The 22,875-nt window shown below is 70.3% G+C and carries 23 protein-coding genes and 1 pseudogene; 14 read left to right on the plus strand and 10 right to left on the minus strand.

Features of this window, described 5'->3' with window-relative positions; all coding sequences use genetic code 11:
• Window positions 1-8: 8 nt before the first annotated feature.
• Both AC2IPW_RS06470 and metG read right to left on the minus strand, forming a co-directional pair.
• Window positions 9-1,187, minus strand: coding sequence for a DUF2786 domain-containing protein (locus tag AC2IPW_RS06470; protein WP_081608762.1), 1,179 nt, complete (start codon window positions 1,185-1,187; stop codon window positions 9-11).
• Between the two features lie 42 nt (window positions 1,188-1,229).
• Window positions 1,230-2,777: a methionine--tRNA ligase gene (gene metG, locus AC2IPW_RS06475; protein WP_486376521.1), complete on the minus strand. Its 1,548-nt coding sequence runs from the start codon at window positions 2,775-2,777 to the stop codon at window positions 1,230-1,232.
• 36 nt (window positions 2,778-2,813) lie between these two features.
• Between metG and AC2IPW_RS06480 the strand changes: the two genes are divergently transcribed.
• The gene (locus AC2IPW_RS06480) at window positions 2,814-3,644 is read left to right on the plus strand and encodes a TatD family hydrolase (protein ID WP_003937822.1); all 831 of its coding nucleotides are present in this window, start codon (window positions 2,814-2,816) and stop codon (window positions 3,642-3,644) included.
• 52 nt (window positions 3,645-3,696) lie between these two features.
• Window positions 3,697-4,755 (plus strand): maleylacetate reductase, encoded by a 1,059-nt coding sequence (locus AC2IPW_RS06485; protein ID WP_029539910.1) that lies wholly within the window; start codon window positions 3,697-3,699, stop codon window positions 4,753-4,755.
• Window positions 4,756-4,863: 108 nt separating this feature from the next.
• Here AC2IPW_RS06485 and AC2IPW_RS06490 read toward each other — a convergent pair whose 3' ends face one another.
• Window positions 4,864-5,841: a pirin family protein gene (locus tag AC2IPW_RS06490; RefSeq protein ID WP_003937824.1), complete on the minus strand. Its 978-nt coding sequence runs from the start codon at window positions 5,839-5,841 to the stop codon at window positions 4,864-4,866.
• On the minus strand, window positions 5,842-6,351 hold the full coding sequence (locus AC2IPW_RS06495) for a VOC family protein (protein WP_003937825.1): 510 nt from the start codon (window positions 6,349-6,351) through the stop codon (window positions 5,842-5,844). It lies immediately after the preceding gene.
• A 179-nt stretch (window positions 6,352-6,530) separates the two neighbouring features.
• Between AC2IPW_RS06495 and AC2IPW_RS06500 the strand changes: the two genes are divergently transcribed.
• Window positions 6,531-6,956, plus strand: coding sequence for a DoxX family protein (locus AC2IPW_RS06500; protein ID WP_486376522.1), 426 nt, complete (start codon window positions 6,531-6,533; stop codon window positions 6,954-6,956).
• Window positions 6,957-6,996: 40 nt separating this feature from the next.
• On the opposite strand, the gene AC2IPW_RS06505 is transcribed toward AC2IPW_RS06500, so the two are convergent.
• Both AC2IPW_RS06505 and AC2IPW_RS06510 read right to left on the minus strand, forming a co-directional pair.
• Window positions 6,997-7,767 (minus strand): amino acid ABC transporter ATP-binding protein, encoded by a 771-nt coding sequence (locus AC2IPW_RS06505; RefSeq protein WP_003937827.1) that lies wholly within the window; start codon window positions 7,765-7,767, stop codon window positions 6,997-6,999.
• Window positions 7,764-9,164: an amino acid ABC transporter substrate-binding protein/permease gene (locus AC2IPW_RS06510; protein ID WP_231386008.1), complete on the minus strand. Its 1,401-nt coding sequence runs from the start codon at window positions 9,162-9,164 to the stop codon at window positions 7,764-7,766. Before AC2IPW_RS06510 ends, AC2IPW_RS06505 begins: the two co-directional genes overlap by 4 nt.
• A gap of 285 nt (window positions 9,165-9,449) precedes the next feature.
• Here AC2IPW_RS06510 and AC2IPW_RS06515 point away from each other — a divergent pair, with 285 nt between their 5' ends.
• From AC2IPW_RS06515 to AC2IPW_RS06535, 5 genes are all read left to right on the plus strand, one after another.
• The gene (locus tag AC2IPW_RS06515; protein ID WP_416062962.1) at window positions 9,450-10,577 is read left to right on the plus strand and encodes a resuscitation-promoting factor; all 1,128 of its coding nucleotides are present in this window, start codon (window positions 9,450-9,452) and stop codon (window positions 10,575-10,577) included.
• Between the two features lie 48 nt (window positions 10,578-10,625).
• Window positions 10,626-10,787 carry a hypothetical protein gene (locus AC2IPW_RS06520; RefSeq protein ID WP_486376523.1) on the plus strand — a complete coding sequence of 54 codons (162 nt, stop codon included), beginning with the start codon at window positions 10,626-10,628 and terminating at the stop codon, window positions 10,785-10,787.
• Between the two features lie 63 nt (window positions 10,788-10,850).
• Entirely contained in the window at window positions 10,851-11,741 is an 891-nt protein-coding gene (rsmA, locus tag AC2IPW_RS06525; protein WP_486376524.1) for a 16S rRNA (adenine(1518)-N(6)/adenine(1519)-N(6))-dimethyltransferase RsmA, read from the plus strand.
• A 239-nt stretch (window positions 11,742-11,980) separates the two neighbouring features.
• Window positions 11,981-12,187, plus strand: coding sequence for a cold-shock protein (locus tag AC2IPW_RS06530; RefSeq protein WP_003937832.1), 207 nt, complete (start codon window positions 11,981-11,983; stop codon window positions 12,185-12,187).
• 411 nt (window positions 12,188-12,598) lie between these two features.
• Window positions 12,599-12,805, plus strand: coding sequence for a cold-shock protein (locus AC2IPW_RS06535; RefSeq protein WP_003937833.1), 207 nt, complete (start codon window positions 12,599-12,601; stop codon window positions 12,803-12,805).
• 82 nt (window positions 12,806-12,887) lie between these two features.
• Here AC2IPW_RS06535 and AC2IPW_RS06540 read toward each other — a convergent pair whose 3' ends face one another.
• Window positions 12,888-13,877 carry a helix-turn-helix transcriptional regulator gene (locus tag AC2IPW_RS06540; RefSeq protein ID WP_486376525.1) on the minus strand — a complete coding sequence of 330 codons (990 nt, stop codon included), beginning with the start codon at window positions 13,875-13,877 and terminating at the stop codon, window positions 12,888-12,890.
• A 75-nt stretch (window positions 13,878-13,952) separates the two neighbouring features.
• Between AC2IPW_RS06540 and AC2IPW_RS06545 the strand changes: the two genes are divergently transcribed.
• Window positions 13,953-14,879: a 4-(cytidine 5'-diphospho)-2-C-methyl-D-erythritol kinase gene (locus tag AC2IPW_RS06545; protein ID WP_054371883.1), complete on the plus strand. Its 927-nt coding sequence runs from the start codon at window positions 13,953-13,955 to the stop codon at window positions 14,877-14,879.
• A 21-nt stretch (window positions 14,880-14,900) separates the two neighbouring features.
• Window positions 14,901-16,697, plus strand: coding sequence for an ABC-F family ATP-binding cassette domain-containing protein (locus tag AC2IPW_RS06550; protein ID WP_486376526.1), 1,797 nt, complete (start codon window positions 14,901-14,903; stop codon window positions 16,695-16,697).
• Between the two features lie 138 nt (window positions 16,698-16,835).
• On the opposite strand, the pseudogene AC2IPW_RS06555 reads toward AC2IPW_RS06550, so the two are convergent.
• The 3 genes and pseudogenes from AC2IPW_RS06555 to AC2IPW_RS06565 form a co-directional block, all read right to left on the minus strand.
• A pseudogene (locus tag AC2IPW_RS06555) lies at window positions 16,836-17,581 on the minus strand (acyl-CoA dehydrogenase family protein); the annotation flags it as partial.
• Window positions 17,578-18,372, minus strand: coding sequence for an enoyl-CoA hydratase-related protein (locus AC2IPW_RS06560; RefSeq protein ID WP_486376527.1), 795 nt, complete (start codon window positions 18,370-18,372; stop codon window positions 17,578-17,580). The pseudogene AC2IPW_RS06555 and the gene AC2IPW_RS06560, both read right to left, overlap by 4 nt.
• Entirely contained in the window at window positions 18,369-19,883 is a 1,515-nt protein-coding gene (locus AC2IPW_RS06565) for an acetyl-CoA acetyltransferase (protein WP_486376528.1), read from the minus strand. The genes AC2IPW_RS06560 and AC2IPW_RS06565 overlap by 4 nt, the downstream gene beginning before the upstream one ends.
• Window positions 19,884-19,980: 97 nt before the next feature.
• Here AC2IPW_RS06565 and AC2IPW_RS06570 point away from each other — a divergent pair, with 97 nt between their 5' ends.
• From AC2IPW_RS06570 to AC2IPW_RS06585, 4 genes are all read left to right on the plus strand, one after another.
• Complete coding sequence (locus AC2IPW_RS06570; RefSeq protein ID WP_054371879.1) at window positions 19,981-20,604, plus strand: TetR/AcrR family transcriptional regulator; 624 nt, start codon at window positions 19,981-19,983, stop codon at window positions 20,602-20,604.
• 97 nt (window positions 20,605-20,701) lie between these two features.
• Window positions 20,702-21,181 (plus strand): nuclear transport factor 2 family protein, encoded by a 480-nt coding sequence (locus tag AC2IPW_RS06575; RefSeq protein WP_003937841.1) that lies wholly within the window; start codon window positions 20,702-20,704, stop codon window positions 21,179-21,181.
• 45 nt (window positions 21,182-21,226) lie between these two features.
• Entirely contained in the window at window positions 21,227-21,673 is a 447-nt protein-coding gene (locus AC2IPW_RS06580; protein ID WP_054371878.1) for a VOC family protein, read from the plus strand.
• A gap of 84 nt (window positions 21,674-21,757) precedes the next feature.
• Window positions 21,758-22,795 carry an enoyl-CoA hydratase/isomerase family protein gene (locus tag AC2IPW_RS06585; protein WP_486376529.1) on the plus strand — a complete coding sequence of 346 codons (1,038 nt, stop codon included), beginning with the start codon at window positions 21,758-21,760 and terminating at the stop codon, window positions 22,793-22,795.
• The last annotated feature ends 80 nt before the right edge of the window (window positions 22,796-22,875 follow it).

Below are 22,875 nucleotides of genomic sequence, written 5' to 3' on the forward strand. Positions count from 1 at the left end.
GGCGGTGCTCACCCGGGTGGGGGCGCGAGGAAGGCGGTCTCGGCGGCGTCGCGGCCGGCGAACCACCCCTCGGCATCGACGCTGCGCGTGCGGGTCGACCGGGTCGTCGGAAACAGCCGGCGGAACTCCGCGTCCACGGCCTCGGAGCGACGGGCCAGCAGCGGCGCGAGTTGCGTGACGGACATACTCGCGTCGGCCGCGGCGGCCGCGGTGGCACCTGCGTCGGCCTGCCGTAACCGTTCGCCGATCCGGTATGCGTACCCGGTCAGGAAGGCACGGCGGAACGCCGTGGCCGCACCGCCGGTGCGGCCCTCTGGTCCGGCGGCGCGTACGGCCCGGGCGGCCTGCACCGACAGCGACGCGAACAGCACCTCGACCTGCTGCAGGTCGACCTCGGCCCCGACGATCGTGGCGATTCCGACCTTGGTGAACCACACCGTGCGCGTGCGGTTCGCGTTCCCGATCGCGGTGAGCAGCAGCACCTTCTCCTTCGCGTACGGATTGTCGACGTGCACGCGGCGCCCGCGCGTGGTGTCCGCGCCGGCGCGGGTGACCAGGGCCGTGCCGATCGCGTACCGGGTCATCAGTTCCTGGGCCTTGGCGGTGAGGGTCTCGGCCTCCTCCGGATAGTCCGTGGACTCGGCCTTCGCCAGGAGGCCGCGGATCCGTGCGAGCACCCTCGGATCCGGCGTCGCGGCCTCGCCGGCCGCAGGCGCCGGTCGCAGCGGCGGCCACTGCGAGGGCAGCGGCAGGAGTGGGGCGAACTGCGGCAGGTACTTCCAGGCGAACGCCAGCCCCATCACCTGGAAGCGGGACAGGCCGGGCAGCTCGCGCAGCAGTTCCGCGCCCAACCGTCGTGCGGGTGCATCGGGTGGCACCCGGTCGGCGATCCGCGCGGCCGAGGGGCAGCGCTGCGCGACCGCGCCGAGTTGGCGCACCCAGTCGAGGGGTGCCCGCTCGGCCGCGTCACTGCGGCGGGCGTCGAACAGCACCGCCGCGGCCGCCAGCGGAACGTCCGTGGTGTCACCGGAGCGGGCCGTCACGTGCAGCACGTCGACCGGTTGCCAGCCGCGCTCGTACGCGGCGCCCAGTTCGTCGAGAAGCGGCCGGATCCCGAGGTGGAAGGCCTCCTCGGATGCGCCGGACCCGCCAGCCGCCTGTCGAAAGTGTGTTCTATCTCGCCCCATGCGCGGAGTGTGCACGAGGCCACCGACAGGCGGCGTGACGCGCTACTCGTACCGCGGGAACACCGGGGCCGGAGCCGGCAACTGCGTGCCCGGCGCGAGGCGCGTGGCGATGTCCGCGAACTGCCGCGCCTGCGGATCCTGCCCCACCAGATCCAGGATCTTCGCGGCGGAGTCCGGCATCACCGGCTGCACGAGCAGGCCGACGATCCGCACGACCTCGAGCGTCACGTACAGCACCGTGGCCATCCGGGCCGGGTCGGTCTTGCGCAGCACCCACGGCGCCTGGGCGGAGAAGTACCGGTTCGTCTCGCCGAGGACGTGCCAGATCGACTCGAGGGCCAGGTGCAACGCCTGCACGTCGAACTCGGCGCGGACCTTGTCGAGCAGCGCGTCCGCCTGCGCGAGCAGCGCTCGGTCGTCCTCGGTGAACTCACCGGGCTCCGGCACCACACCGTCGAGGTTCTTGGCGACCATCGTCAGCGAGCGCTGCGCCAGGTTGCCGAGTTCGTTCGCCAGGTCCGCGTTGATGCGGGTCACGATCGCCTCGTGGCTGTAGCTGCCGTCCTGGCCGTAGGAGATCTCCCGCAGCAGGAAGAAGCGCAGCGGATCGAGACCGTACTGTTCGACCATCTCGAGCGGGTCGACGACGTTGCCGACCGACTTGGACATCTTCTCGCCCTTGTTGAACAGGAAGCCGTGCACGAACACCCGCTCGGGCAGCTCGATCCCGGCCGACATCAAGAACGCCGGCCAGTACACGGTGTGGAAGCGGGTGATGTCCTTGCCGATGATGTGCAGGTTCGCGGGCCAGTAGCGGCGGAACGACTCCGACCCGGTGTCGGGGAAACCCGCACCGGTCAGGTAGTTGGTGAGCGCGTCGACCCACACGTACATCACGTGATCGGGATGGTCCGGCACCGGCACGCCCCAGTCGAAGGTGGTGCGGGAGATCGACAGATCCTTCAGTCCGCCCGAGACGAAGCTGACGATCTCGTTGCGCCGGGTGGCAGGCGCGATGAAGTCCGGCCGTTCCTCGTACAGCTTCAGCAGCTTGTCCTGATACGCCGAGAGCCGGAAGAAGTACGTCGACTCCTCCGTCCACTCCACGGGGGTCCCGGACTCGGTCGCGATACGCGAGCCGTCCTCGAGCGCGGTCGTCTCGGCCTCCGCGTAGAACGCCTCGTCGCGAACGGAGTACCACCCCGAGTAGGTGTCGAGGTAGATGTCGCCGTTGTCGGCCATCCGCTGCCAGATCGCCTTGCTCGCCTCGAGGTGGTCGGCGTCCGTGGTGCGGATGAACCGGTCGAAGGAGATGTTCAGCGACTTGTCCATAGCCTCGAACACGCCGGAGTTGCGGGCCGCGAGGTCCCGCACGTCCAGGCCCTCCTTCGCCGCCGTCTGCTGCATCTTCAGGCCGTGCTCGTCGGTGCCGGTCAGGAAGTACACGTCGAAGCCGTCGAGACGCTTGAACCGGGCGATCGCGTCCGAGGAGATGTACTCGTAGGCGTGGCCGATGTGCGGTGCGCCGTTCGGATAAGCGATCGCGGTCGTCAGATAGAACGGCGGGCGGGAGGCGGCAGGAGCAGTCATGGTGCGTCCACTTTATAGGTAGATAGTGTATGGGCCGTGAGCCGAACCCGTCCCGCACCCGAGCCTCCGCAGCCGCTCTCGCCGCTCGTCGACGCCCACACGCACCTCGACGCGTGCGGCGCCCACGATGCCGAGTCGGTGGCGGCCGTCCTCGACCGGGCGGCGGCGGTGGGCGTCGGACGCGTCGTCACCGTCGCCGACGACATCGCCGCAGCCCGCTTCGCCGTCGACGCCGCGCACTGGGACGCACGGGTCTACGCCGCCGTGGCGCTCCACCCCACCCGGGCGAACGCGCTCGACGACGCCACGCGCGCCGAGATCGAGAAGCTGGCCGCCGACCCCCGCGTCGTTGCGGTGGGGGAGACCGGCCTCGACCTGTACTGGCCCGGCAAGCTCGACGGCTGCGCCGACCCGCTCGAGCAGGAGGACGCGTTTCGCTGGCACATCGACCTGGCCAAACGGCTCGGCAAGACCCTGATGATCCACAATCGTGACGCCGATGCCGAGTTGCTGCGCGTGCTGCACGACGAGGGCGCGCCGGAGACGGTGATCTTCCACTGCTTCTCGTCGGATGCGGAGATGGCGCGGGCCTGCGTCGACGCCGGCTACCTGCTCAGCTTCTCCGGGACGGTGAGCTTCAAGAATGCGAAGGCGCTGCGTGCCGCCGCCCCGTTGGTGCCGCCCGAGCTGGTACTCGTGGAGACCGATGCTCCCTTCCTGACGCCCCATCCGTTCCGCGGGGCCCCCAACGAGCCGTACTGCCTGCCCTACACGGTGCGGGCGCTGGCGGAGGTGCGCGGCGCGGACCCGGCCGAGCTGGCCGCTACGACCACCGCGAATGCCGAACGGGTCTACGGACTTTCGTAACGGTGTCCCCGTTCCGAGGCGGCCGGGGCGGGTGGCCGGGACAATGGGTGGCATGCACAGTTTCGTCTACAACGCTCAGCCGTCACGGGTGGTCTTCGGTCCGGGAACCGCGGCGCGGGTCGCCGACGAGGTGCGCCGCCTCGATCGCTCGCGGGTCCTGCTGCTCGGCGGCGAACACGTCCGTCCGCAGGCCGAGCTGGTCGAGAAGGCCCTCGGGAGCCTACAGGTCGCCCGGTTCGACGGGGCCGTCATGCACACCCCCGTGGCGGTCACCGAGAAGGTGCTGGGCCTGGTCTCCGAGCACGACATCGACGCCGTCGTCGCCGTGGGCGGAGGGTCGACGACGGGGCTGTCGAAGGCGATCGCGGTGCGCACCGGTGTGGACCAGGTGATCCTGCCGACCACCTACGCCGGATCCGAGGTGACTCCCGTCCTCGGGGAGACCGCGGACGGTGTGAAGACCACGCACTCGTCGCCGGCCATCCTGCCCGAGACCGTCATCTACGACGTCGAGTTCACCCTGTCGATGCCGATCCCGATGGCACTGACCAGCGCGATCAACGCGATGGCGCATGCCGTGGAGGCGTTGTACGCCGAGCACGCCAACCCGATCATCGACACGCTGGCGCTCGAGGCGATCCGCGCGATCGCCCGGGGTGTGCCGGTCCTGGGTGCCGACGCCGCGGACCGGGAGGGACGCTCGGACCTGCTGCTCGCGGCGTGGCTGGCCGGCACGTGCCTGAGCGCGGGGGGAATGGGCTTGCACCACAAGCTGTGCCACGTCCTGGGCGGCAGTTTCGACCTGCCGCACGCGGCGACGCACACCGTGGTGCTGCCGCACGTGATGGCGTTCAACGCGCCGTCGGTGCCGGCCGTGATGAGCCGCATCGCCGATGCCCTCGGCACGCCCACCGCTCCGGCCGGGGTCTTCGACCTGGTGGCGGCCGCGGGTGGCCCGACGACGCTCGCCGAACTGGGGATGTCCGAGGGGGACCTCGACGAGGCGGCACACCTGGCCACCGAACGGCAGTACCCCAACCCGCGCGAGGTGACCCGGGTGGGGGTGCGGCGCCTGCTGGGCGATGCCTATGCCGGGATCCGCCCCGAGTGAGGGTGCCCCTCGGTGGCATTGGTGAGGGTGCCCCTCGGTGGCATTGGTGAGGGTGCCCCTCGGTGGCATTGGTGAGGGTGCCCCTCGGGGCCCTGTCCAGGCGCTTCCTCAGTGGGTGGGGGGATTGCGGCGTGGCCGGATCCGGGCGTTGGGCAGCGCCGGTGCGGGTAGCCGCGCCACCTTCCCGGTGTAGCCCTCGACCCGGCCGAAGCGTTCTCCCTCGCGCTGCCACTCGTCGCGGAACGCGGCGATCTCGTCGTGGCTGCGACCGACGAAGTTCCACCACATGACGATCTCCTCCCCGAACGGAGTACCGCCGAGCAACACGGCGCGTGCGGGTTCGTCGGTGAGATTCGTCAGCGCGAGCGTGGAGACCCCGGTGCCGACGTAGCCGAGCGCGGAACGGGTCAGGACGGTGCCGGCGAGCCGGACGCTGCCGGTGTCGACGAGCAGGCCGTGCTCGAACTCGGGATCGACGGCCAGTTCGACGCTGGCGCCCGGGTCGAGTGTGATCTCGGCGCCGAGCAGAGGGGTGAAGGTGGGCACGGGCGACGTGGATCCGGCGAGGGAGCCGAGGAAGACGGCGACGGTCGCGCCCGCGATCCGGACCGGTTCGGGCACGTAGTGCCGGAAGTCACGAGGGGCGTCGCGGTGCGCGTCGGGCAGGGCCACCCACAGCTGGACGCCGTGCAGGACCGTCGTGGCGGGCGTGGAGACCTCCGAATGGGCGATGCCGTGGCCGCCCGTCATGAGATTGAGTTCGCCGGGACGGACGAACGCGTGCTTGCCGAGGCTGTCGCGGTGCTCGATCTCGCCGGCGAACAGCCAGCTCACCGTCTGCAGGCCGGTGTGCGGGTGCGGCGCGACGTCCATTCCGCCGGTGGCGGCGACGTCGTCGGGCCCGTAGTGGTCGGCGAAGCACCAGGCTCCGACGAGAGACCGGGCTCGCTGCGGCAGCGTGCGGCGGACCGGCATCGCGCGCGGGCCGCCGAGCGGAACCTCACGGGAAGTGACGATCTGCACGCGGGTGGGTGCCGGCTCGGATTCGCAGACGATCTCGGTGGGCTCGGCGTCGACGTTGCTCATCTACAAGACCTTGCTTCCGTACATCTCGCCGAGGGGATCGGCGATGAGTTCGATGCGGGCACCGTCGGGGTCGCGGAAGTACAGGGAGACCTCGCTGTGTTCGACGAGGTCGACGCCGGCCTCGGTCAGTTTGGTGCGCAAGTGTTCCCAGCGGCTCGGCTCGACGCTGATCGCGATGTGGTGCAGCCCGCCGAGGACCTCCTGGTAGGGGCCGACGTCGAGTCCGGGAAAGTCGAAGAAGGCCAGCAGGTTTCCGTTTCCGATGTCGAAGAAGAAGTGCGACGAACCGGGGTAGTCGCGGTTCTCGATCAACTCGGTGAGCGGGAATTCGAGCACGTCCTGGTAGAAGCGCACCGTGCGCTCGACGTCGCTGCTGACGAGTGCGGTGTGGTGCAACCCGCGCGCCGACGACGCGGGTCGTTCGCCGACGGGCCGGAGGTATCGGGTGCGGAGTTCTTCCCGCAGCGTCGCGGAGCGGCGGCTGCGTTCCTCTTCCACGCTGGTGCTCACGATGGGGCTCCTTCGACCGGTGGTTGCGCCTTCGACGAGAAGCATACCCCGTGTGATTGATCAATCAACTATTTTTGGACCGGGACGGCTAAGTTGAACCTTCAACCTTGCGTCGCTACCGTAGGGGCGGCTTCGATCGAAGGACGAGCCCCCACCGCCCGCACCGAAAGGTCACCCCCATGAACAACCCCGCCCTGCGCAACGTCGGGCTGCTCGTTGCCCGAGTGGTCCTCGGGATCGTCTTCCTGGCCCACGGGCTGCAGAAGGTGAACCAGGGATACTCCGCCACCAAGGCCGGATTCGAGGGCATGGACGTGCCCGTGCCCGCACTGTCCGCCTTCTACGCCACGTGGGTGGAGACACTCGGTGGCATCGCCCTGATCATCGGTCTGCTCGTGCCGATCTTCGGTGTCCTGCTGCTGGTGAACATGCTCGGTGCGTTCTTCTTCGTCCACATCGGCAACGGCATCTACGTCACCGACGGCGGATGGGAGCTCGTCGGGGCGCTCGGCGCGGGTGCGCTGGTGCTCGCCGTCGTCGGCGCCGGCGCCTACAGCGCCGACGCCCTGCTCGCCCGCCGGGTGCGGTTCCTGCAGACCGCGTAGCCGTGGGTGAGGCCCGGCGCCCGGGAACCGGGCGCCGGCCTCAGAGCACCTTCGCGAGGAAGTCGCGGGTCCGTTCCTGGCGGGGGCTCCCGAACAGTTCCTTCGGCGTGCCCTCCTCGAGGACGTACCCGTCGGCCATGAACAGCACCCGGTCGGCAACCTCCCGGGCGAAACCCATCTCGTGCGTGACCACGACCATGGTCATGCCCTCGGCCGCCAGGTCGCGCAGCACCTGCAGCACCTCGCCCACCATCTCCGGGTCGAGGGCGCTGGTCGCCTCGTCGAACAGCATGATGTCCGGATTCATGGCCAGCGCCCGTGCAATCGCGACGCGCTGCTTCTGCCCGCCGGACAGGTTGGCCGGCTTCGCGTCGGCCTTCTCGCTCAGCCCCACCCGGTCGAGCAGGGCGAGCCCCCGCGCCCGTGCCTCCTCCTTGGTCGCCCGCTTCGTCAGCACCGGCGCGAGCACGATGTTCTCGAGGGCCGTCATGTGCGGGAAGAGATTGAAGTGCTGGAACACCATCCCGATATGGCGGCGCACCCGGTCGATGTCGATCTTCCGGTCGGCGAGGTCGAACCCGTGCACCACCACCGAACCGGCGCTGATGTCCTCGAGCCGGTTCAGGCACCGCAGGAACGTCGACTTGCCCGAACCGGAGGGGCCGATCACGCACACCACCTCGCCGGCGAGGATGTCGACATCGATGCCCTTGAGCACCTCGTTCTCGCCGAACGACTTCTTCAGGCCGCGCACGCGGATCTTCACCTCGCGACCGTCCTCGAGCGGCTGGGCCGCGGCTGCCTCGGTCAACGGTTGATCCTTTTCTCGAGTCGGTCCGACAATTTGGTCAGCGCCATGATGACGACGAAGTAGATCACCCCGATGATCAGCCACATCTGGAACGACTGGAAGTTGCGGGCGATGATGATCCGCCCGGTCTGGGTGAGCTCGGCGATGCCGATCACCGACAGGATCGAGGTGTCCTTCAGCGTGATCACGAACTGATTGATGTACGACGGGATCATGGTGCGCACCGCCTGGGGCATGACCACCTTGCGCATCGCGGGCAGGTAGCCGATGCCGAGGCTGCGGGCGGCCTCCATCTGCCCCTTGTCCACGGACAGGATGCCGCCACGCACGATCTCGGCCATGTACGCGCCCGCGTTGAGCGAGAGCGTGATGATGCCCGCGGTGAACGCCGACATCTGGAATCCGGCCGCGGCCGGGATGCCGAAGTAGATGAAGAAGGCCTGCACCAGCAGCGGGGTGCCGCGGAAGACGTCGACGTAGGCGGTGCCGATCCCGCGCAGAACGATGTTGCGTGAGACCCGCATGAGGCCGAACAGCGCGCCGAGCACCAGCGCGATCGCTATCGAGACGACCGACAGCACGAGGGTCAGCCACAGCCCCTCGAGCAGCAGTTGCCAGGTGCTGCGGAGCAGGCCGGGGATGGAGTTGTCGGCCTGCACGGCGCCCTCGCCGAGGTAACTCTCCACGATCTCGTCGTAGCGGCCGTTGTCCCGCAGATTCTGCAGGCCCGCGTTGAACGCGGTGAGCAGCTCGGGATTGCGGCCCTTGTTCACCGCGAACCCGTAGTTCGCACCGGCCTCCTTCTCCGTGACCGTCTTCAGCCCGTTGCCCTGGGCGATGCCGTACGCCAGCACCGGGTAGTCGTCGAAGACCGCGACCGAGTTCCCGGTGCGGACCTCGTCGTACATGCTCGCCGAGTCGGCGAAGTAGACCGTGGTGAACCCGTACTCGCCCTTGATGGACTCGGCGAACGCGGCGCCCTCGGTGCCGTTCTTGACCGCGACGCGCTTGCCTGCCAGATCGGCGTACGACGCGACCTCGTCGTTGCCGGCGAGGACCGCCATCTGCACGCCGGACTCGAAGTAGGGATCCGAGAAGTCGAAGACCTGCTTGCGCTCCTCCGTGATCGACATGCCCGCGATCACGCCGTCGGCCTGGTCGGCCTGCACCGCCTGCAGGGCGGCATCGAAGCCCAGCGGACGAACCTCCACGGTGAAGCCCTGGTCCTCCGCGATCTCCCGGATCAGGTCCATGTCGATGCCGACGAAGTCGCCCTGCTCGTTCTGGAATTCGAAGGGTGCAAAGGTCACGTCGGTGGCGATGACGTAGGTGCGGCCGGCGGCGGGGGACTGCGCCAGGGCCGCCGGGGTGGCAGCGAGCAGCAGCGCGCCGAGCATGCCGAGCAGGGTCAGCGGCGCCGCACTCCGCCGCGCCGGAGGACGGTGAATTCGGTCACCCAAAGTAATCCCACCTCTGTAATTCGCGCGTCGTGCGGCGCGTTTTCCCGAGCGTCGAATCGACGCTAGCCCGCACCTTCGGCCGCGGCCCGCTATTGATCGAAAATTACGAATCGTCACCTGTCTCGTTACCGAGAAACTGCAGTTAGAAGCGGTGCAGTTGCCGTATCAATGCCGATTCGTTACCGTGCCGTGATCGAAGTTGTCGACAGTGCAGGAATAGCCGTGTCACCTTTCACCAAGATCAACAGAGCGAAATCGCCGACGCTGTACGTGGTCGTCGCCGCGCTCTTTCTCACCCTGGCGGCCGGCGGAATCGCCGCGCTGATCCAGCACAAGGAACTCACCCTCGACGTGGACGGTGAGCACATCGCGCTCAGCACCATGAGCTCCGAGGTCGGTGACGTCCTCGCCGGCGCCGGCTACCCGGTCGGCGAGCACGACGTGGTGGCCCCGGCCGTCGACGCCGAGGTCTCGGACGGGGACACGGTGGTGCTGCGGCGGGCCCGTGAGGTGGCGTTGAGTGTCGACGGTGTCGAGCGCACGGTGTGGACGACGGCGTCGACGGTGGACGAGGCGCTGGCACAGTTCGAGCTGGCCGCGGATGTGTACACCTCGGCGTCGCGGTCGCACCGGTTGCCGCTCGAAGGTGCCGAGCTCGACGTGGTGAGCCCGAAGACGGTGCGGTTGCTCGACGGTGGCGCTCCGGCCGTGGAGGTGCGGATGGCGGCACCGACGGTCGGGGAGTTCCTGTCCGCGCACGGTGTGGCGCTCGAGCAGGCCGATTCGGTGGTGCCCCCGGTCGACGCGGCGCTGACCGAGGGTCTCGAGATCCGCGTCACCCGCGACCGCATCGAGACCCGCATCGAGAACCAGCCGGTTCCGGCCCCCGAGCAGCGCGTCGACGACCCGAACATGCCCCAGGGCGAGACTGCCGTCGACACCCCGGGTGCTCCCGGTGAGCGCACCGTGACCCTCGATGTGCACACGATCGACGGCGTCGAGGTCGGCCGCACCGAGAAGGCCTCGACGACCCTCCGCGAGCCGGCCCCGGCCGTCGTCCGCGTCGGCACCAAGCCCGCGCCGGCCGTGCCAGCTTCCGGCCGCGCCTCCACCTGGGACGCCCTCGCGCAGTGCGAGGCCACCGGCAACTGGGCCATCAACACCGGTAACGGCTTCTACGGCGGCCTGCAGTTCACCCAGCAGACCTGGGCCGCGTTCGGCGGCACCGAGTACGCGCCGCGCGCCGACCTGGCCAGCCGCGAGCAGCAGATCGCCGTCGCCGAAAAGGTCCAGGCCGCGCAGGGCTGGGGAGCCTGGCCGTCGTGCACCAGCAAGATGGGCCTGCGGTAGGAATTCCGGCTCGTGTCCTCGGTGACGAGGATCGATGACTCACGTTCCGTGCTGTCGCACGTCGTCGTCGCGGCGCTTCCGGTGACATTCGTCGCCGGGAGTGCCGCGACGACGCTCGTCCGGCGCGAGACCGTGACGATCGACGGGGAACAGCACACCCAGAGCCGGGGAGCGTGGCCGTCCTACTCGTCCCGCCCCGGCGTGCGCTAGGTTCGGCACGTGCCAGACCACTCATCCGGCGATCCCGGCTCGGCCCCCCGCGACGGTTCCGACGTGACCGCTCGCGACGGTTCCGACGGGACCGCTCGCGGTCGTGCCGCCCTGCTCGGCCCCGCCGAGGTGCGAGCCCTCGCGGAGGAGTTCGGAGTCCGGCCGACGAAACAACTCGGCCAGAACTTCGTGCACGATGCCAACACGGTGCGCCGCATCGTCGCCGTCGCCGGTGTCGGCCGCGACGACGTGGTCCTCGAAGTGGGCCCGGGCCTCGGCTCGCTGACGCTCGCCCTGCTCGACGTGGTCGACCGCGTCGTCGCCGTCGAGATCGATCCCAGGCTCGCCGAGCGGCTGCCCGCGACGGTCGCCGACCGCGCACCCGATCTCGCCGACCGACTCGACGTCGTCCTGAAGGACGCCATGCGGGTGCAGCCCGCCGACCTGCCGGTCGCCCCGACTGCGCTCGTCGCGAACCTGCCCTACAACGTCGCGGTCCCCGTCCTGCTGCACCTGTTCGCCGAATTCGACTCGTTGCGTACCGCTCTGGTGATGGTGCAGGCCGAGGTGGCCGACCGGCTCGCCGCCCGGCCCGGCAGCCGCGTATACGGCGTGCCCAGTGTCAAGGCCGGGTTCTTCGGTTACGTCCGTCGTGCCGGCTCGGTCGGCCGGGCCGTGTTCTGGCCGGTGCCCCAGGTGGAATCGGGACTGGTGCGCATCGACCGCTACACCGAGCCGCCGTGGCCCACGGACGAAGCGCACCGCCGCAAGGTGTTCGCCGTCGTCGATGCCGCCTTCGCGCAGCGTCGCAAGACACTGCGCGCAGCCCTGAGCGGCTGGGCCGGCTCGGCCGCCGAAGCCGAGCGGCGCCTGCTCGCCGCCGGGATCGATCCGTCGACGCGGGGTGAGAAGCTCGACGCCGCCGCCTTCGTGCGGATTGCCGGCACGTCGTGACGGCGCTGCGCAGACCGGTTCCCACGCAACGCTTGGCAGACGGGCGGATCTGTGCTCTACTGGTACACGGTCGTTAGGTAGTGTGTTCGTGGTTTACCCCTCGCACATTTTCTAGTTGCGAGCGGATGCGAAATTCCCACGGAATCCTTCTCAGCCGTCGAGTGACAGGCCCGGGCGACGTCGTGTCGTTCGACGAAACGTGAAGGCCTCGAGGCTTTCCGAGATGTATGAGGTTGAAAATGGTTGAAGGTACCGTGAAGTGGTTCAACGGCGAGAAGGGCTTCGGCTTCATTGCCCCCGCCGACGGCTCCGCGGACGTCTTCGTGCACTTCTCCGAGATCCAGGGTCGCGGCTTCCGCACCCTCGAGGAGAACCAGCGCGTGAGCTTCGAGGTCGGCCAGGGTCAGAAGGGCCCGCAGGCCACCGGCGTCACCGTCATCGGCTGACGTAGCTCGCTGCGCGTTCTTCCGGACGCGTGCATTCCCCGACGACCTCGTGAGGTCGTCGCGGAAGAGCCGCCGGCAGAGGTGTGACAGGCAATGAAGAGGGACCGGTCCGAACGGGCCGGTCCCTCTTCGTGTCCCGATCCGACTCGTGCTCCCTGAAAAAGGGCCCGGCACAATGCAGTTTCGTGTCCCCTGCGGCGATCTCGCTAGCGGTGCGGGCGCCGATGTGATCTACTTGCACACGGTCGTTAGGTTGTGTTCGTGGTTCACCCCTCGCACATTTCTGGTTGCGAGCGGATGCGATAGCCCACACGGAATCGTTTTCTACCGTCGAGTGACAGACCCGAGCGGCGAGGTGTCGCTCGACGAGTGGGGAAGCCCGGCGCTTCCCGAATCTTCTTAGGAATGAACATGGTTGAAGGTACCGTGAAGTGGTTCAACGGCGAGAAGGGCTTCGGCTTCATTGCCCCCGCCGACGGCTCCGCGGACGTCTTCGTGCACTTCTCCGAGATCCAGGGCGGCGGCTTCCGCACCCTCGAGGAGAACCAGCGCGTGAGCTTCGAGGTCGGCCAGGGCCAGAAGGGCCCGCAGGCCACCGGCGTCACCGTCATCGGCTGACCCACCTGCCTCACCGACCGAATGTCACACGCACTCGATCGAATCGAACCGGTGTGACATTCGGTCACCCGCACGCGCCGGCTCAGTCGCTTCCCGCGACGGAGCCGGCGCGTTCGTATCGACGGGCGAGCAGCTCGTGGCGCCGGCCTGCCTGCAGGCACGCGTCCCGCAGCTCCGGCGGATCCAGCACGGTGAAGTCGACGTCGAACTCCGCGAGCCAGCTCGCGATCGACCCGAGCGACGTGCCGCCGAGCGCGACCGCGCAGTGATTCTCGTCCACCGGTTCGAGGGTTCCCCACTGCTCGTCGACCATCGGCACGATCGCGTCGAACGGGGCGTGCAGCAGCACGCGGGCCCGCGTCCGGACGATGCCGCGGGCGATGCCCCGGCTCACGAACTCCGCCGCCCCGCCGGGCGGCAGCTCGCGCGGGACGAACCGGGGACCGGTGGGGATCTTCGGCTCCATCCGGTCGACCCGGAACGACCGCCAGTCCTGCCGATGCAGATCCCACGCCACCAGATACCAGCGTGCGCCCGACCGCACCAGCCGGTACGGCTCCACCTCCCGCCGCGAGCAGCCGCCGTCGTGCGCGCGATAGTCGAACCGCAGTCGCTCGTGTGCGTGGCACACCCCGGCGACGCCGGACAGCAGCGCCGCGTCGACCGCGGACGCGGCGGGCGCCCGCTCGACGACCTCGACCCGCAGCGCCTCGAGCCGGTGCCGCAGCCGCGACGGCATCACGTGCCGCAACTTGGCGAGGGCACGAGCCGACGCCTCGCCGATGCCCGTCACCGATCCGGTCGCCTCCGACTGCAGAGCGACGGCCACCGCGACGACCTCCTCGTCGTCGAGCAGCAGCGGTGGCATCTCCGCGCCCGCGCCGAGGCGGTACCCGCCGCCGACCCCGACGGTGGCGTCCACCGGGTAACCGAGGTCGCGGAGTTTGTCCACGTCCCGCCGCACCGTACGGGTCGTGATCTGCAGGCGGTCCGCCAGTTCGGCACCCGACCAGTCCCGCCGGGTCTGCAGCAGCGACAGCAGGCGCAACAGGCGAGCGGACGTTTCGCGCATGGTCCGAGCATGCCAGCGAACGAGGACAGCTGCCGTCCGCATTCGGAGCCGCACGGGTGCGTAAGCTGTATATCCGTGCTGTCCGTCGTCCCGAGCCCCGTCACCGTGCGAGCACCGTCCAAGGTGAACCTGCATCTCGCGGTCGGTGACCTGCGCGAGGACGGGTACCACGAGCTGCGCACGGTCTTCCACGCGCTGTCCCTGAGCGACGAGGTGTCGGTCGTGCGAGCCGACGCGTTGAGCCTGCGGGTGCGCGGAGCCGACGCCGCGGCCGTCCCCGCCGACGCCACCAATCTCGCCTGGCGGGCCGCGACCCTGCTGGCCGAACGCGCCGGGCGCGCACCCGAGGTCGCCATCACGATCGACAAGGGCATCCCCGTGGCCGGCGGGATGGCCGGGGGCAGCGCCGACGCCGCTGCCACCCTGGTCGCACTCGACGCCCTGTGGGGACTCGGCCTCGCCCGCGACGACCTGGACGACCTCGCGGCGGAACTGGGCAGTGACGTGCCGTTCTGCCTGCACGGTGGCACCGCCATCGGCACCGGCCGCGGTGAGCAGCTGGTGCCGGTCCTCTCCCGCGGCACCTTCCACTGGGTGCTGGCCCTCGCGAAGGGCGGTCTGTCGACCCCGGTGGTGTTCCGCGAACTCGACCGTCTGCGCGCCGAAGGTTCCCCGCCCCGGGTCCGCGGCCTCGACGACCTGCTGCAGGCCCTCGCTGCCGGCGACCCGCACGCGCTGGCACCGCTGCTGGGCAACGACCTGCAGTCCGCGGCCCTCTCGCTCGCGCCTGCACTGCGGCGCACCCTGCGGGCGGGCGTGGAGGCCGGCGCGCTGGCCGGCATCGTCTCCGGGTCCGGGCCCACCTGCGCGTTCCTGTGCGCCGACTCGGCCGCGGCGGTGACGGTGAGCGCCGAACTGGCCGGGGCCGGTGTGTGCCGGACGGTGCGCGTGGCCTCCGGCCCGGTCCCCGGCGCACGCGTCGTCGACAACTCCCACCCCTGATCTCGGAAGGCATTGCTCCGCGTGGCGAATCTGATCAACCTCGAACAGGTCTCGAAGTCCTTCGGCATCAAACCGCTGCTGGACTCGGTGTCGCTCGGTGTGCAGGAGGGTGAGCGCATCGGCGTCGTCGGCCTGAACGGCGGCGGCAAGACCACCCTCCTCGAGGTCCTCACCGGCCTCGAGGAGCCCGATTCGGGCCGGGTCAGCCGGGTCGGCGGGCTGCGCATGGCGGTCGTCACCCAGCGCGGCGTCCTGCCGGCCGGCTCCACGGTCGGGCAGGTCGTGCTGGGACCGCTGGGGGTGGCCGAGCACGAATGGGCCGGCGACGCCCGGATCCGTTCCGTTCTCGCGGGTATCGGTGTCGACCGGCTCGGACTCGACGCGCTCGTCGACGGGCTCTCCGGCGGCGAACGTCGGCGCGTCGCGCTGGCCGCCGCGCTCGTGCAGGACCTCGACCTGCTCGTCCTCGACGAGCCCACCAACCATCTCGACGTCGAGGGTGTGCAGTGGCTTGCCGAGCACCTGCTCTCCCGGCGCAGCGCCCTCGTCGTCGTCACCCACGACCGGTGGTTCCTCGACACCGTCGCGACCCGCACGTGGGAGGTCGTCAACGGTCAGGTGGAAAGCTACGAGGGCGGATACAACGACTGGATCTTCGCGCGTGCCGAGCGGGCCCGGCAGGCCGACGCGATGGAGGAACGGCGCCGCAACCTCGCGCGCAAGGAACTCGCCTGGCTGCGGCGCGGGGCCCCGGCCCGCACCTCGAAGCCGCGCTACCGCATCGAGGCGGCGGAATCGCTGATCGCGAACGTGCCGCCACCGCGGGACACGGTGGCGCTGGCGTCGTTCGCCAAACGCCGTCTGGGCCGGGTGGTCATCGAACTCGAGGACGCGACACTGACCACCCCCGACGGTCGCGAGCTGGTGCACGACCTGACGTGGCGGCTCGGCCCGGGGGAGCGGATCGGCCTGGTGGGTGTGAACGGCTCCGGCAAGACGACGCTGCTGCGCACCCTCGCCGGGGAGATCGAACCGGCGTCCGGCCGTCGCATCCAGGGCAAGACCGTCGAGATCGGCTGGCTGCGGCAGGAACTCGACGACCTGCCCACCGACCTGCGGGTGCTCGACGCGGTGAAGGACGTGGCCGAACGGATCACGCTGGGCGACAAGGAGATCTCGGCCGGTCAGCTCGCCGAACGGCTCGGGTTCACCCCGGCGCGGCAGCGCACACCCGTCGGCGACCTCTCCGGTGGCGAGCGTCGACGGCTGCAGCTGACCCGGGTGCTCATGGCCGAGCCGAACGTGCTGCTGCTCGACGAGCCCACCAACGACCTGGACATCGACACCCTGCAGCAACTCGAGGACCTGCTGGACGGGTGGGCGGGCACCCTGGTGGTCATCTCGCACGACCGCTATCTGATCGAGCGGATCTGCGACTCGACGTGGGCACTGTTCGGCGACGGCAGGCTCACCAACCTGCCGGGCGGGATCGACGAGTACCTGCGCCGTCGCGCGGCGATCGGTGACGGGGACATCCCGTCGTCGGCCTCCACGGTGGCGAAGACGTCGATACCCGAACAGGATGCGGAACAACCGAAGCGCGACGGTGCCGCCGAGCGGGCCGCCCGCAAGGAGCTGGCGCGGCTCGAACGGAGCGTGGCGAAGCTGACCGAGCGGGAGGAGAAGCTGCACCACGACCTCGCCGACGCGGCCACCGATCCCGATCGCCTGCAGAAGCTCGACGCCGAGCTGCGCAGCGTGGTCGCCGAAAAGGAAGCAGCCGAGGAGCAGTGGATGGAGCTCGCCGAAGGGTTGTAGAGCGGTGTGTCCTTTGGGCGGCGGTAGCAGCCCAAAGGACACACCGGCGGCGGAGCCGCCCGCTCTCGCGCATGCAGCCGAGGCCGCCGAAGAGCTGCACCGATTCCGTCACAGCGTGGTCGCACGCCTTGACGGCGGTCGCTCACCCTGGAACTGCTGCGCGATCTGCGCGAATTCGCTGTTCTCCTCGCGGGCCTGGTTCGCGGCGGGCACCCGCACGTCGTCGGAGAACAGCTCGGCGGTGTCCGAGCACAGCCAGCCATCTTGTCGAGCTTGCGTGAGACCGTGAATCCCGGTGTGCCGGTGGGCACGACGATCAGTGAGATGCCCGCGGCGCCCGGTCCGCCGGTGCGGACGGCGGTGGTGACGAAATCGGCGCGGGTACCGGAGGTGATGTACAACTTCGCGCCGTCGATCACGTACTCGTCGCCCTCGCGACGGGCGGTGGTCCGGATGCCCGCGACGTCGGCACCCCCGCCGGGCTCGGTGATGCCCAGGGACCCGATCGTCCGGCCCTCGAGTGCGGGACGGGCGAACCGCTCGATCAGGTCCCGGTTCCCGGACGCGACGATGTGCAAGGTGGCGATGCCGTGGTTGAACAACGCGGAGATCAGGCCCGACGAGCCGCCCGCGAGGACGATCTCCTCGAGGATCGCGAGCATGTCGAGCGGGTTGCCGCCGGAACCGCCGTGCTCCTCCGCGACCGAGGCGCCGAGCAGCCCGGCCTCGGCCGCCTTGCGGTGCAGTTCACGGGGGACGACGCCGTCGCGCTCCCAGGTGTCCAGGTGCGGCACGATCTCCTTGCGGGTGAAGTCCGCGGTGAGACGGCGCAGCGCGGTCCGCTCGGGAGTGTCCCAGGTTTCCCGGTCCAGTGCCGTGGTCATCGTCCGCTCCAGACGGGTGCGCGCTTCTCGAGAAAGGCCGTGACGCCCTCGACCGTGTCGGCGCTGGTGGTCAGCCGGGCCAGGGCGGCTTCGGTCGCCTCCCAGTCCGGTTCCTCGGACGGGACGGCGCCGTCGACGATGCCGCGGGCGATCGTCTTGCTCGCCTGCACGGCCAGGGGTGCCCCGGCGGCGACGAGGTCGGCGAGCTCGAGCGCGGTGGTGAGGACGTCGGTCCGGGAAACGACGCGGTTGACCAGGCCCCAGCGCAGAGCATCGGCGGCGGAGATCGGCTTGCCGGTGAGCACGAGTTCCATCGCGACGGACCGCGGGATGGCCTGCACGATGCGGAACACCCCGCCGGCGCCGGCGATGAGGCCGCGGTGGACCTCGGGCAACCCGAATTCGGCGGTGTCGGCGGCGACGACGAGGTCGCTCGCGAGGGCGAGTTCGGTGCCGCCGCCGAGTGCGGTGCCGTTGACCGCCGCGACGATCGGCTTGGCGATGGGGTGTCTGACGACGCCGGCGAACCCCCAGTGCGCGGTCTCGGGCGGGGTGACCCCGCCCGGTCCGGCGGTCCCGAGGGCCTTCAGGTCGGCGCCGCCGCAGAACACCCGGTCTCCGGCGCCGGTGAGGACGACGACGCGCACGTCCGGGTCCTGGTCGGCGCGTTCCCACGCCTCGCCGAGGCCGGTGTGCACCTCGGCGTCGATGCTGTTGGCGGCCCCGGGCCGGTTGATGGTGACGAGCAGCGTGTGGCCGCGCTGCTCGACCAGGACGACGGGCTCGGTCATGCGGGGGTCTCCTCCGTGACGGGATCGGTCAGGGTGACGGTCAGGGCGCCGCCGCGGTCGACGACGTGGACGGTGCGGCCCACGATGTCCGCACCCGCCGCGAGCACCTGTGCGCCGGCGGCGTCGGTGTAGCCGGAGACTCGACGGCCGTCGGGGGTGGTGCCCACCAGGAACCCGATCGCCGGGTGGCCGTCGCGTCCGTATTCCGCGGTTGCCGTGTGGACCTCGACGTCACCGCTGTAGTCGACGACGGGCTCGGGTCCGGTGGCGGGCAGCACGCGGGGCTCGGGATCGCCGACGTACCCGCGGGTGTGCGGTGCGGCGGCGAGCACGACGGTGTGCTGGTAGGTCAGGTAGCCGCCGTTGCCGTGGACGAGGGCGATCTCGCCGTCGGTGCGCAGCCGGCGGGTGACGGCGACGAGGGAGTGCAGCGTGTAGCTGTTGAGCGGTCCGCCGAAGAAGGAGTGGCCGCCGGTGACGCTCGGGACGGTCTCGCGGGTCAGGCCGAGGTGTTCGACGAGCAGCTTCGGCACCACCGGGAAGCAGCTGTAGGCGTCGACGATGTCCAGGTCGGCCGGCCGCAGATCGGTGCGCTCGAGGGTCCGGGCGAGGGCGTCGGCGAGTGCCGCGGACCGGCCGAAGCCGGCGCGGGCGAGGATGTCGGCCGGTTCCGTCGCGCCGGCCCCGCCCCACACGTACACGATCCGGTCCTCGGCGACGCCGAGTTCGCGGGCGGTGGCGAGGGAGGTGACGACGACGGCGGCCGCCTGGTCGACGAACGGCATCGCGTTGAGCAGCAGCGGGTACGGGGCGGTGACCATCCGGTTGCGCGGGCCCACGGTGGTGATGTCCTCGGCGGTGCGCAGATCGGGGTTCCAGGCGGCGGGGTTGCGTCCGGCGATCTCGGAGAACGCGGCGTACAGCTGCGCGGACCAGGCCAGCGATTCGTCGTGGGAGTGCCCGAGTTCGTGGCTGAGCCGGGTCTCGAACAGCGGGTAGACGCGGGTGGGGGCGAGCATCCCGGCGCGTTGCATGGCGGGGCTGCCGAGGTCGTCCGGGTCGAAGGCGGGCGGTCCGCCGGGCGCGGTGGTCCAGCCCAGCGTGGCCGGGTCCGTGCCGGTCTTCGTCGCGGCGGTGACCGAGGCCTGGGATTCGCCGCCGACGAGGAGCGCGACCCCGATCGTGCCGATGGCGATCTCGTGGCCGATGCGGTCGAGCAGCGCTGCCGGCCAGTGCCCACCGAGGGGACTGGTGTGGGTGCGGGTCGCCGCGGCGCCGAGGCGGGCGGCGAGGAGCGCGGGCAGGTCGTCGTACGCCCAGCTCGCGGTCTTGACGGCATACACGGCGTCGATGTGCCGCGCGATGTCGTCGACGCCGGTGTCGGCGAGAGCCGCCCCGGCGGCGTCGTGGATGAGGTCGAGCGGTTCGCGGGGGTCGGCGGAGGCGCCGGCGCGTCCGGAGCGCAGATCGCCGACGCCGACGACGACGGGTGTTCGGGCAGGGTCGGTCATCTGCGGCCTCGAAGGGGTCGGGGAAACGGTCACCCGCACAGTAATACGGACTGATTCAGTCTGTAAATGGGGTTCCGGGTCTGGCACACTGCACACCGTGACCGAGCCGATCGTGCGTCGCCGTGGCCGACCCCGCGATGCCGACCTCGAGGATCGCGTCTACGACGCGGTGATCGAGGTCTACTCCGAGACGAGCTGGCGCGGCTTCACCCTCGACGCGGTCGGCCGGCGCGCCCGGGTGGGACGGGCGGCGCTGTACCGCCGCTGGGCCACCAAGGACGAACTGCTCGTGCAGGCGCTCGAGGCGCGCAGCCCGCTGCCGGTGCCGATCGACACCGGGGCGTTGCGCTCGGACCTGGTCGAACTGGTCACCCAACTCCTGCGCGGCTACCGCACGACGCCCGGACTGGTGAGCCTGCGCGTCGCGCTCGACGCACGCGTGCACCCGGACCTGTTGGCCCACCTGACCACCACGCTCAACCGCAGCCGCCTCGTCGCGGCCCGCACCATCGTGTTGCGGGCGGTCGAACGCGGCGAGCTGCCGCGGGAGGTCTCGGTGACGCTGCTGCTCGAGATGGTCACCGGTGCGGCGCTCAGTCACGTGCTGTTCTCCCTCGCGGGACCCGCGGCGGACGACGACGCCTACGCCCGCACGCTCGTCGACGCCGCGATCCGCGCACTGATCGCGAAACGGGAACACGATCCAGGTCCCGTGACCTAACTGCAATCCAATTGCCCCGCGAGCCGCCGGAATCGATACCCCCCGAGGGGGATCCCGGCTAGCCTGGCTGACAGGCCCTGTGGTGGGAGGCGCGAGAATGGACCTGCAGGCGATACGTGAGATCGAGCGGCTGAAGTACCGTTACGCGCGGGCGCTCGACACGAAGTCGTGGATCGAACTGGCCGACACCATGGTTCCCGAGGCCACCGCCGTCTACGGCGAACATCTGAGTTTCGAATCGCGCGACGCGTTCCTGAACTTCCTCGAGAACACCCTCGGGTCCCATGTCATCACCGAACACCACTGCGGCCACCCCGAGATCGACGTCGAGGGGGACACCGCCACGGGGGTCTGGTTCCTCGCCGACACGGTGGTGGTGCCCGAGGACGGGCTCGTGATGCGCGGGTCCGCCTACTATCACGACCGCTACGTGCGCGGCACGGACGGGCTCTGGCGTATCTCCCACACCGGATACGAAAGAAACTGGGAGACAGTCACATCTGTTGCCGACATGCCCAGCTTCCGGCTCACCTCGAACCGGTGGTCGCTGCTGCAGCAGCCGCCCCGCGCGTCCTGAACCGAGCGAGAACTCGCGCCGGCCGAGAGGAGGGGACCCCGCCCGATGACCGCGACCGACACCGAAGTCTTCCCCCGGGCCGGCGCGCTCCCGTACCTCATCGTGGGACGCGCCCGCAGTGCCATCGACTGGTACCGGCAGGTGTTCGGCGCGAGGCTGGCGGGAGACCCCGTGGTGCTCGAGGACGGCCGGATCGGCCACGCCGAGTTGGTCTTTCCCACGGGAATGGTCTATCTGGCGGAGGAGTTCCCCGAGATGGGCCTGTCCGCGCCCGAGGCCGGCGCGACGTCGGTGAGCCTGATGCTCCCGGTCGACGACACCGACGCCGTGCTCACCAAGGCCCGCGACGCCGGGGGCACCGTCGAGCGCTGGATCGCCGAGAGCCACGGCCACCGCAACGCCACGCTGCTCGATCCGTTCGGGCACCGATGGCTGCTCGTCGGTCCACTGACCGGCCGTCGGCAGGATGCCGCCGCCGGTACCGGCCGGTAGGCACGGTGCGCCGCGCAGACACGTGCGCAACCGGGGCTCCCACATGATCGGTTGCCGGGGCAGCGGCCCGGTAGGCTCCGGCGCGTGACCGACACCTTCATCCGCACCCGCGTCGCCAACGGCATCGGCGAGGTAGTGCTCGACCGGCCGGTGGCCCTCAACGCCCTGGACTCGTCGATGATCCGCGACATGTACGAGGCCCTGCTGGCATGGCGCGACGACCCGGAGATCACCGCGGTACTGGTCACCAGTGCATCCGACCGGGCGTTCTGCGCCGGCGGCGACATCAAGTCGGTCCGGGACGCCGCCGTGGCCGGCGACACCGACGCGGTCCGGGACTACTTCGCGAACGAGTACCGGCTCGACGAACTGGTCGCCACCTACCCCAAGCCGTATCTCGCGCTCGTCGACGGAGTCACGATGGGCGGCGGGCTGGGCATCTCGGTGCACGGCGCGGTGCGCGTCGTGACGGAGCGAGCGGTGCTGGCAATGCCGGAGACGGCGATCGGCTTCGTCCCCGACGTCGGCGCCAGTCATTTCCTGCCGCGACTGCGCGGCACCACCGCCCGTTGCGACGCCGTCGGACTGTACCTGGCGCTGACCGGCGCCCGCGCCGACGCGGGCGATGCCATCGCCGTCGGCCTCGCGACGCACTTCGTTCCCGGTGACCGGATCGACGCCCTCGCCGACCGGATCCGCGAGGGCCACTGGCAGCCGGCGCTCGACGAGTTCGCCGAGGCGGCTCCCGCGTCGGTGATCGCCGATCGATACCCGGACATCGACGCGGTGTTCGGCGACGGCACCGTCGCCGACATCGTCGAGCGCCTGTCCGGCAACCACGACCTCGACGAGACGTGGGCCGTCACCACCCGGGCAGCGCTCGGTGCGGCATCCCCGACGAGTCTCTGGGCCACCGCGGAGCTGCTGCGCCGCGGCGCCGAGAGCCCGCTGCGCGAGTGCTTCGCGCGGGAACTCGAGGTCGCGGTCCGCATCACCGCCGAGCCGGACTTCGCCGAGGGGGTGCGCGCGGTGCTCGTCGACAAGGACGGCGACCCGTCCTGGTCGCCGCGGGGGATCGGCGACGTGGACCCGGCCCTCGTCGCGGGACTGTTCCGGGAGTAGACGCTCGGCCGGCCGGCCATCCGCGCACGAAATGTTCAGCCGCACACGTTGTTTCGGGTGCGTCTGACGAGGGGGCGCGC

Source organism: Rhodococcus sp. NS-SX18 (assembly GCF_057367935.1).

Excerpts from the sequence above, each read along its gene's own strand:
- AC2IPW_RS06490 (WP_003937824.1), bottom strand. The coding sequence starts at position 5,841 with ATGAGCAACGTCGACGCCGAGCCCACCGAGATCGTCTGCGAATCCGAG.
- AC2IPW_RS06500 (WP_486376522.1), top strand. The coding sequence starts at position 6,531 with ATGAACAACCCCGCCCTGCGCAACGTCGGGCTGCTCGTTGCCCGAGTG.
- AC2IPW_RS06535 (WP_003937833.1), top strand. The coding sequence starts at position 12,599 with ATGGTTGAAGGTACCGTGAAGTGGTTCAACGGCGAGAAGGGCTTCGGC.
- AC2IPW_RS06580 (WP_054371878.1), top strand. The coding sequence starts at position 21,227 with ATGACCGCGACCGACACCGAAGTCTTCCCCCGGGCCGGCGCGCTCCCG.
- AC2IPW_RS06565 (WP_486376528.1), bottom strand. The coding sequence starts at position 19,883 with ATGACCGACCCTGCCCGAACACCCGTCGTCGTCGGCGTCGGCGATCTG.
- AC2IPW_RS06485 (WP_029539910.1), top strand. The coding sequence starts at position 3,697 with ATGCACAGTTTCGTCTACAACGCTCAGCCGTCACGGGTGGTCTTCGGT.
- metG (WP_486376521.1), bottom strand. The coding sequence starts at position 2,777 with ATGACTGCTCCTGCCGCCTCCCGCCCGCCGTTCTATCTGACGACCGCG.
- AC2IPW_RS06575 (WP_003937841.1), top strand. The coding sequence starts at position 20,702 with ATGGACCTGCAGGCGATACGTGAGATCGAGCGGCTGAAGTACCGTTAC.
- AC2IPW_RS06560 (WP_486376527.1), bottom strand. The coding sequence starts at position 18,372 with ATGACCGAGCCCGTCGTCCTGGTCGAGCAGCGCGGCCACACGCTGCTC.
- AC2IPW_RS06540 (WP_486376525.1), bottom strand. The coding sequence starts at position 13,877 with ATGCGCGAAACGTCCGCTCGCCTGTTGCGCCTGCTGTCGCTGCTGCAG.
- AC2IPW_RS06510 (WP_231386008.1), bottom strand. The coding sequence starts at position 9,164 with ATGCTCGGCGCGCTGCTGCTCGCTGCCACCCCGGCGGCCCTGGCGCAG.
- AC2IPW_RS06470 (WP_081608762.1), bottom strand. The coding sequence starts at position 1,187 with ATGGGGCGAGATAGAACACACTTTCGACAGGCGGCTGGCGGGTCCGGC.
- AC2IPW_RS06530 (WP_003937832.1), top strand. The coding sequence starts at position 11,981 with ATGGTTGAAGGTACCGTGAAGTGGTTCAACGGCGAGAAGGGCTTCGGC.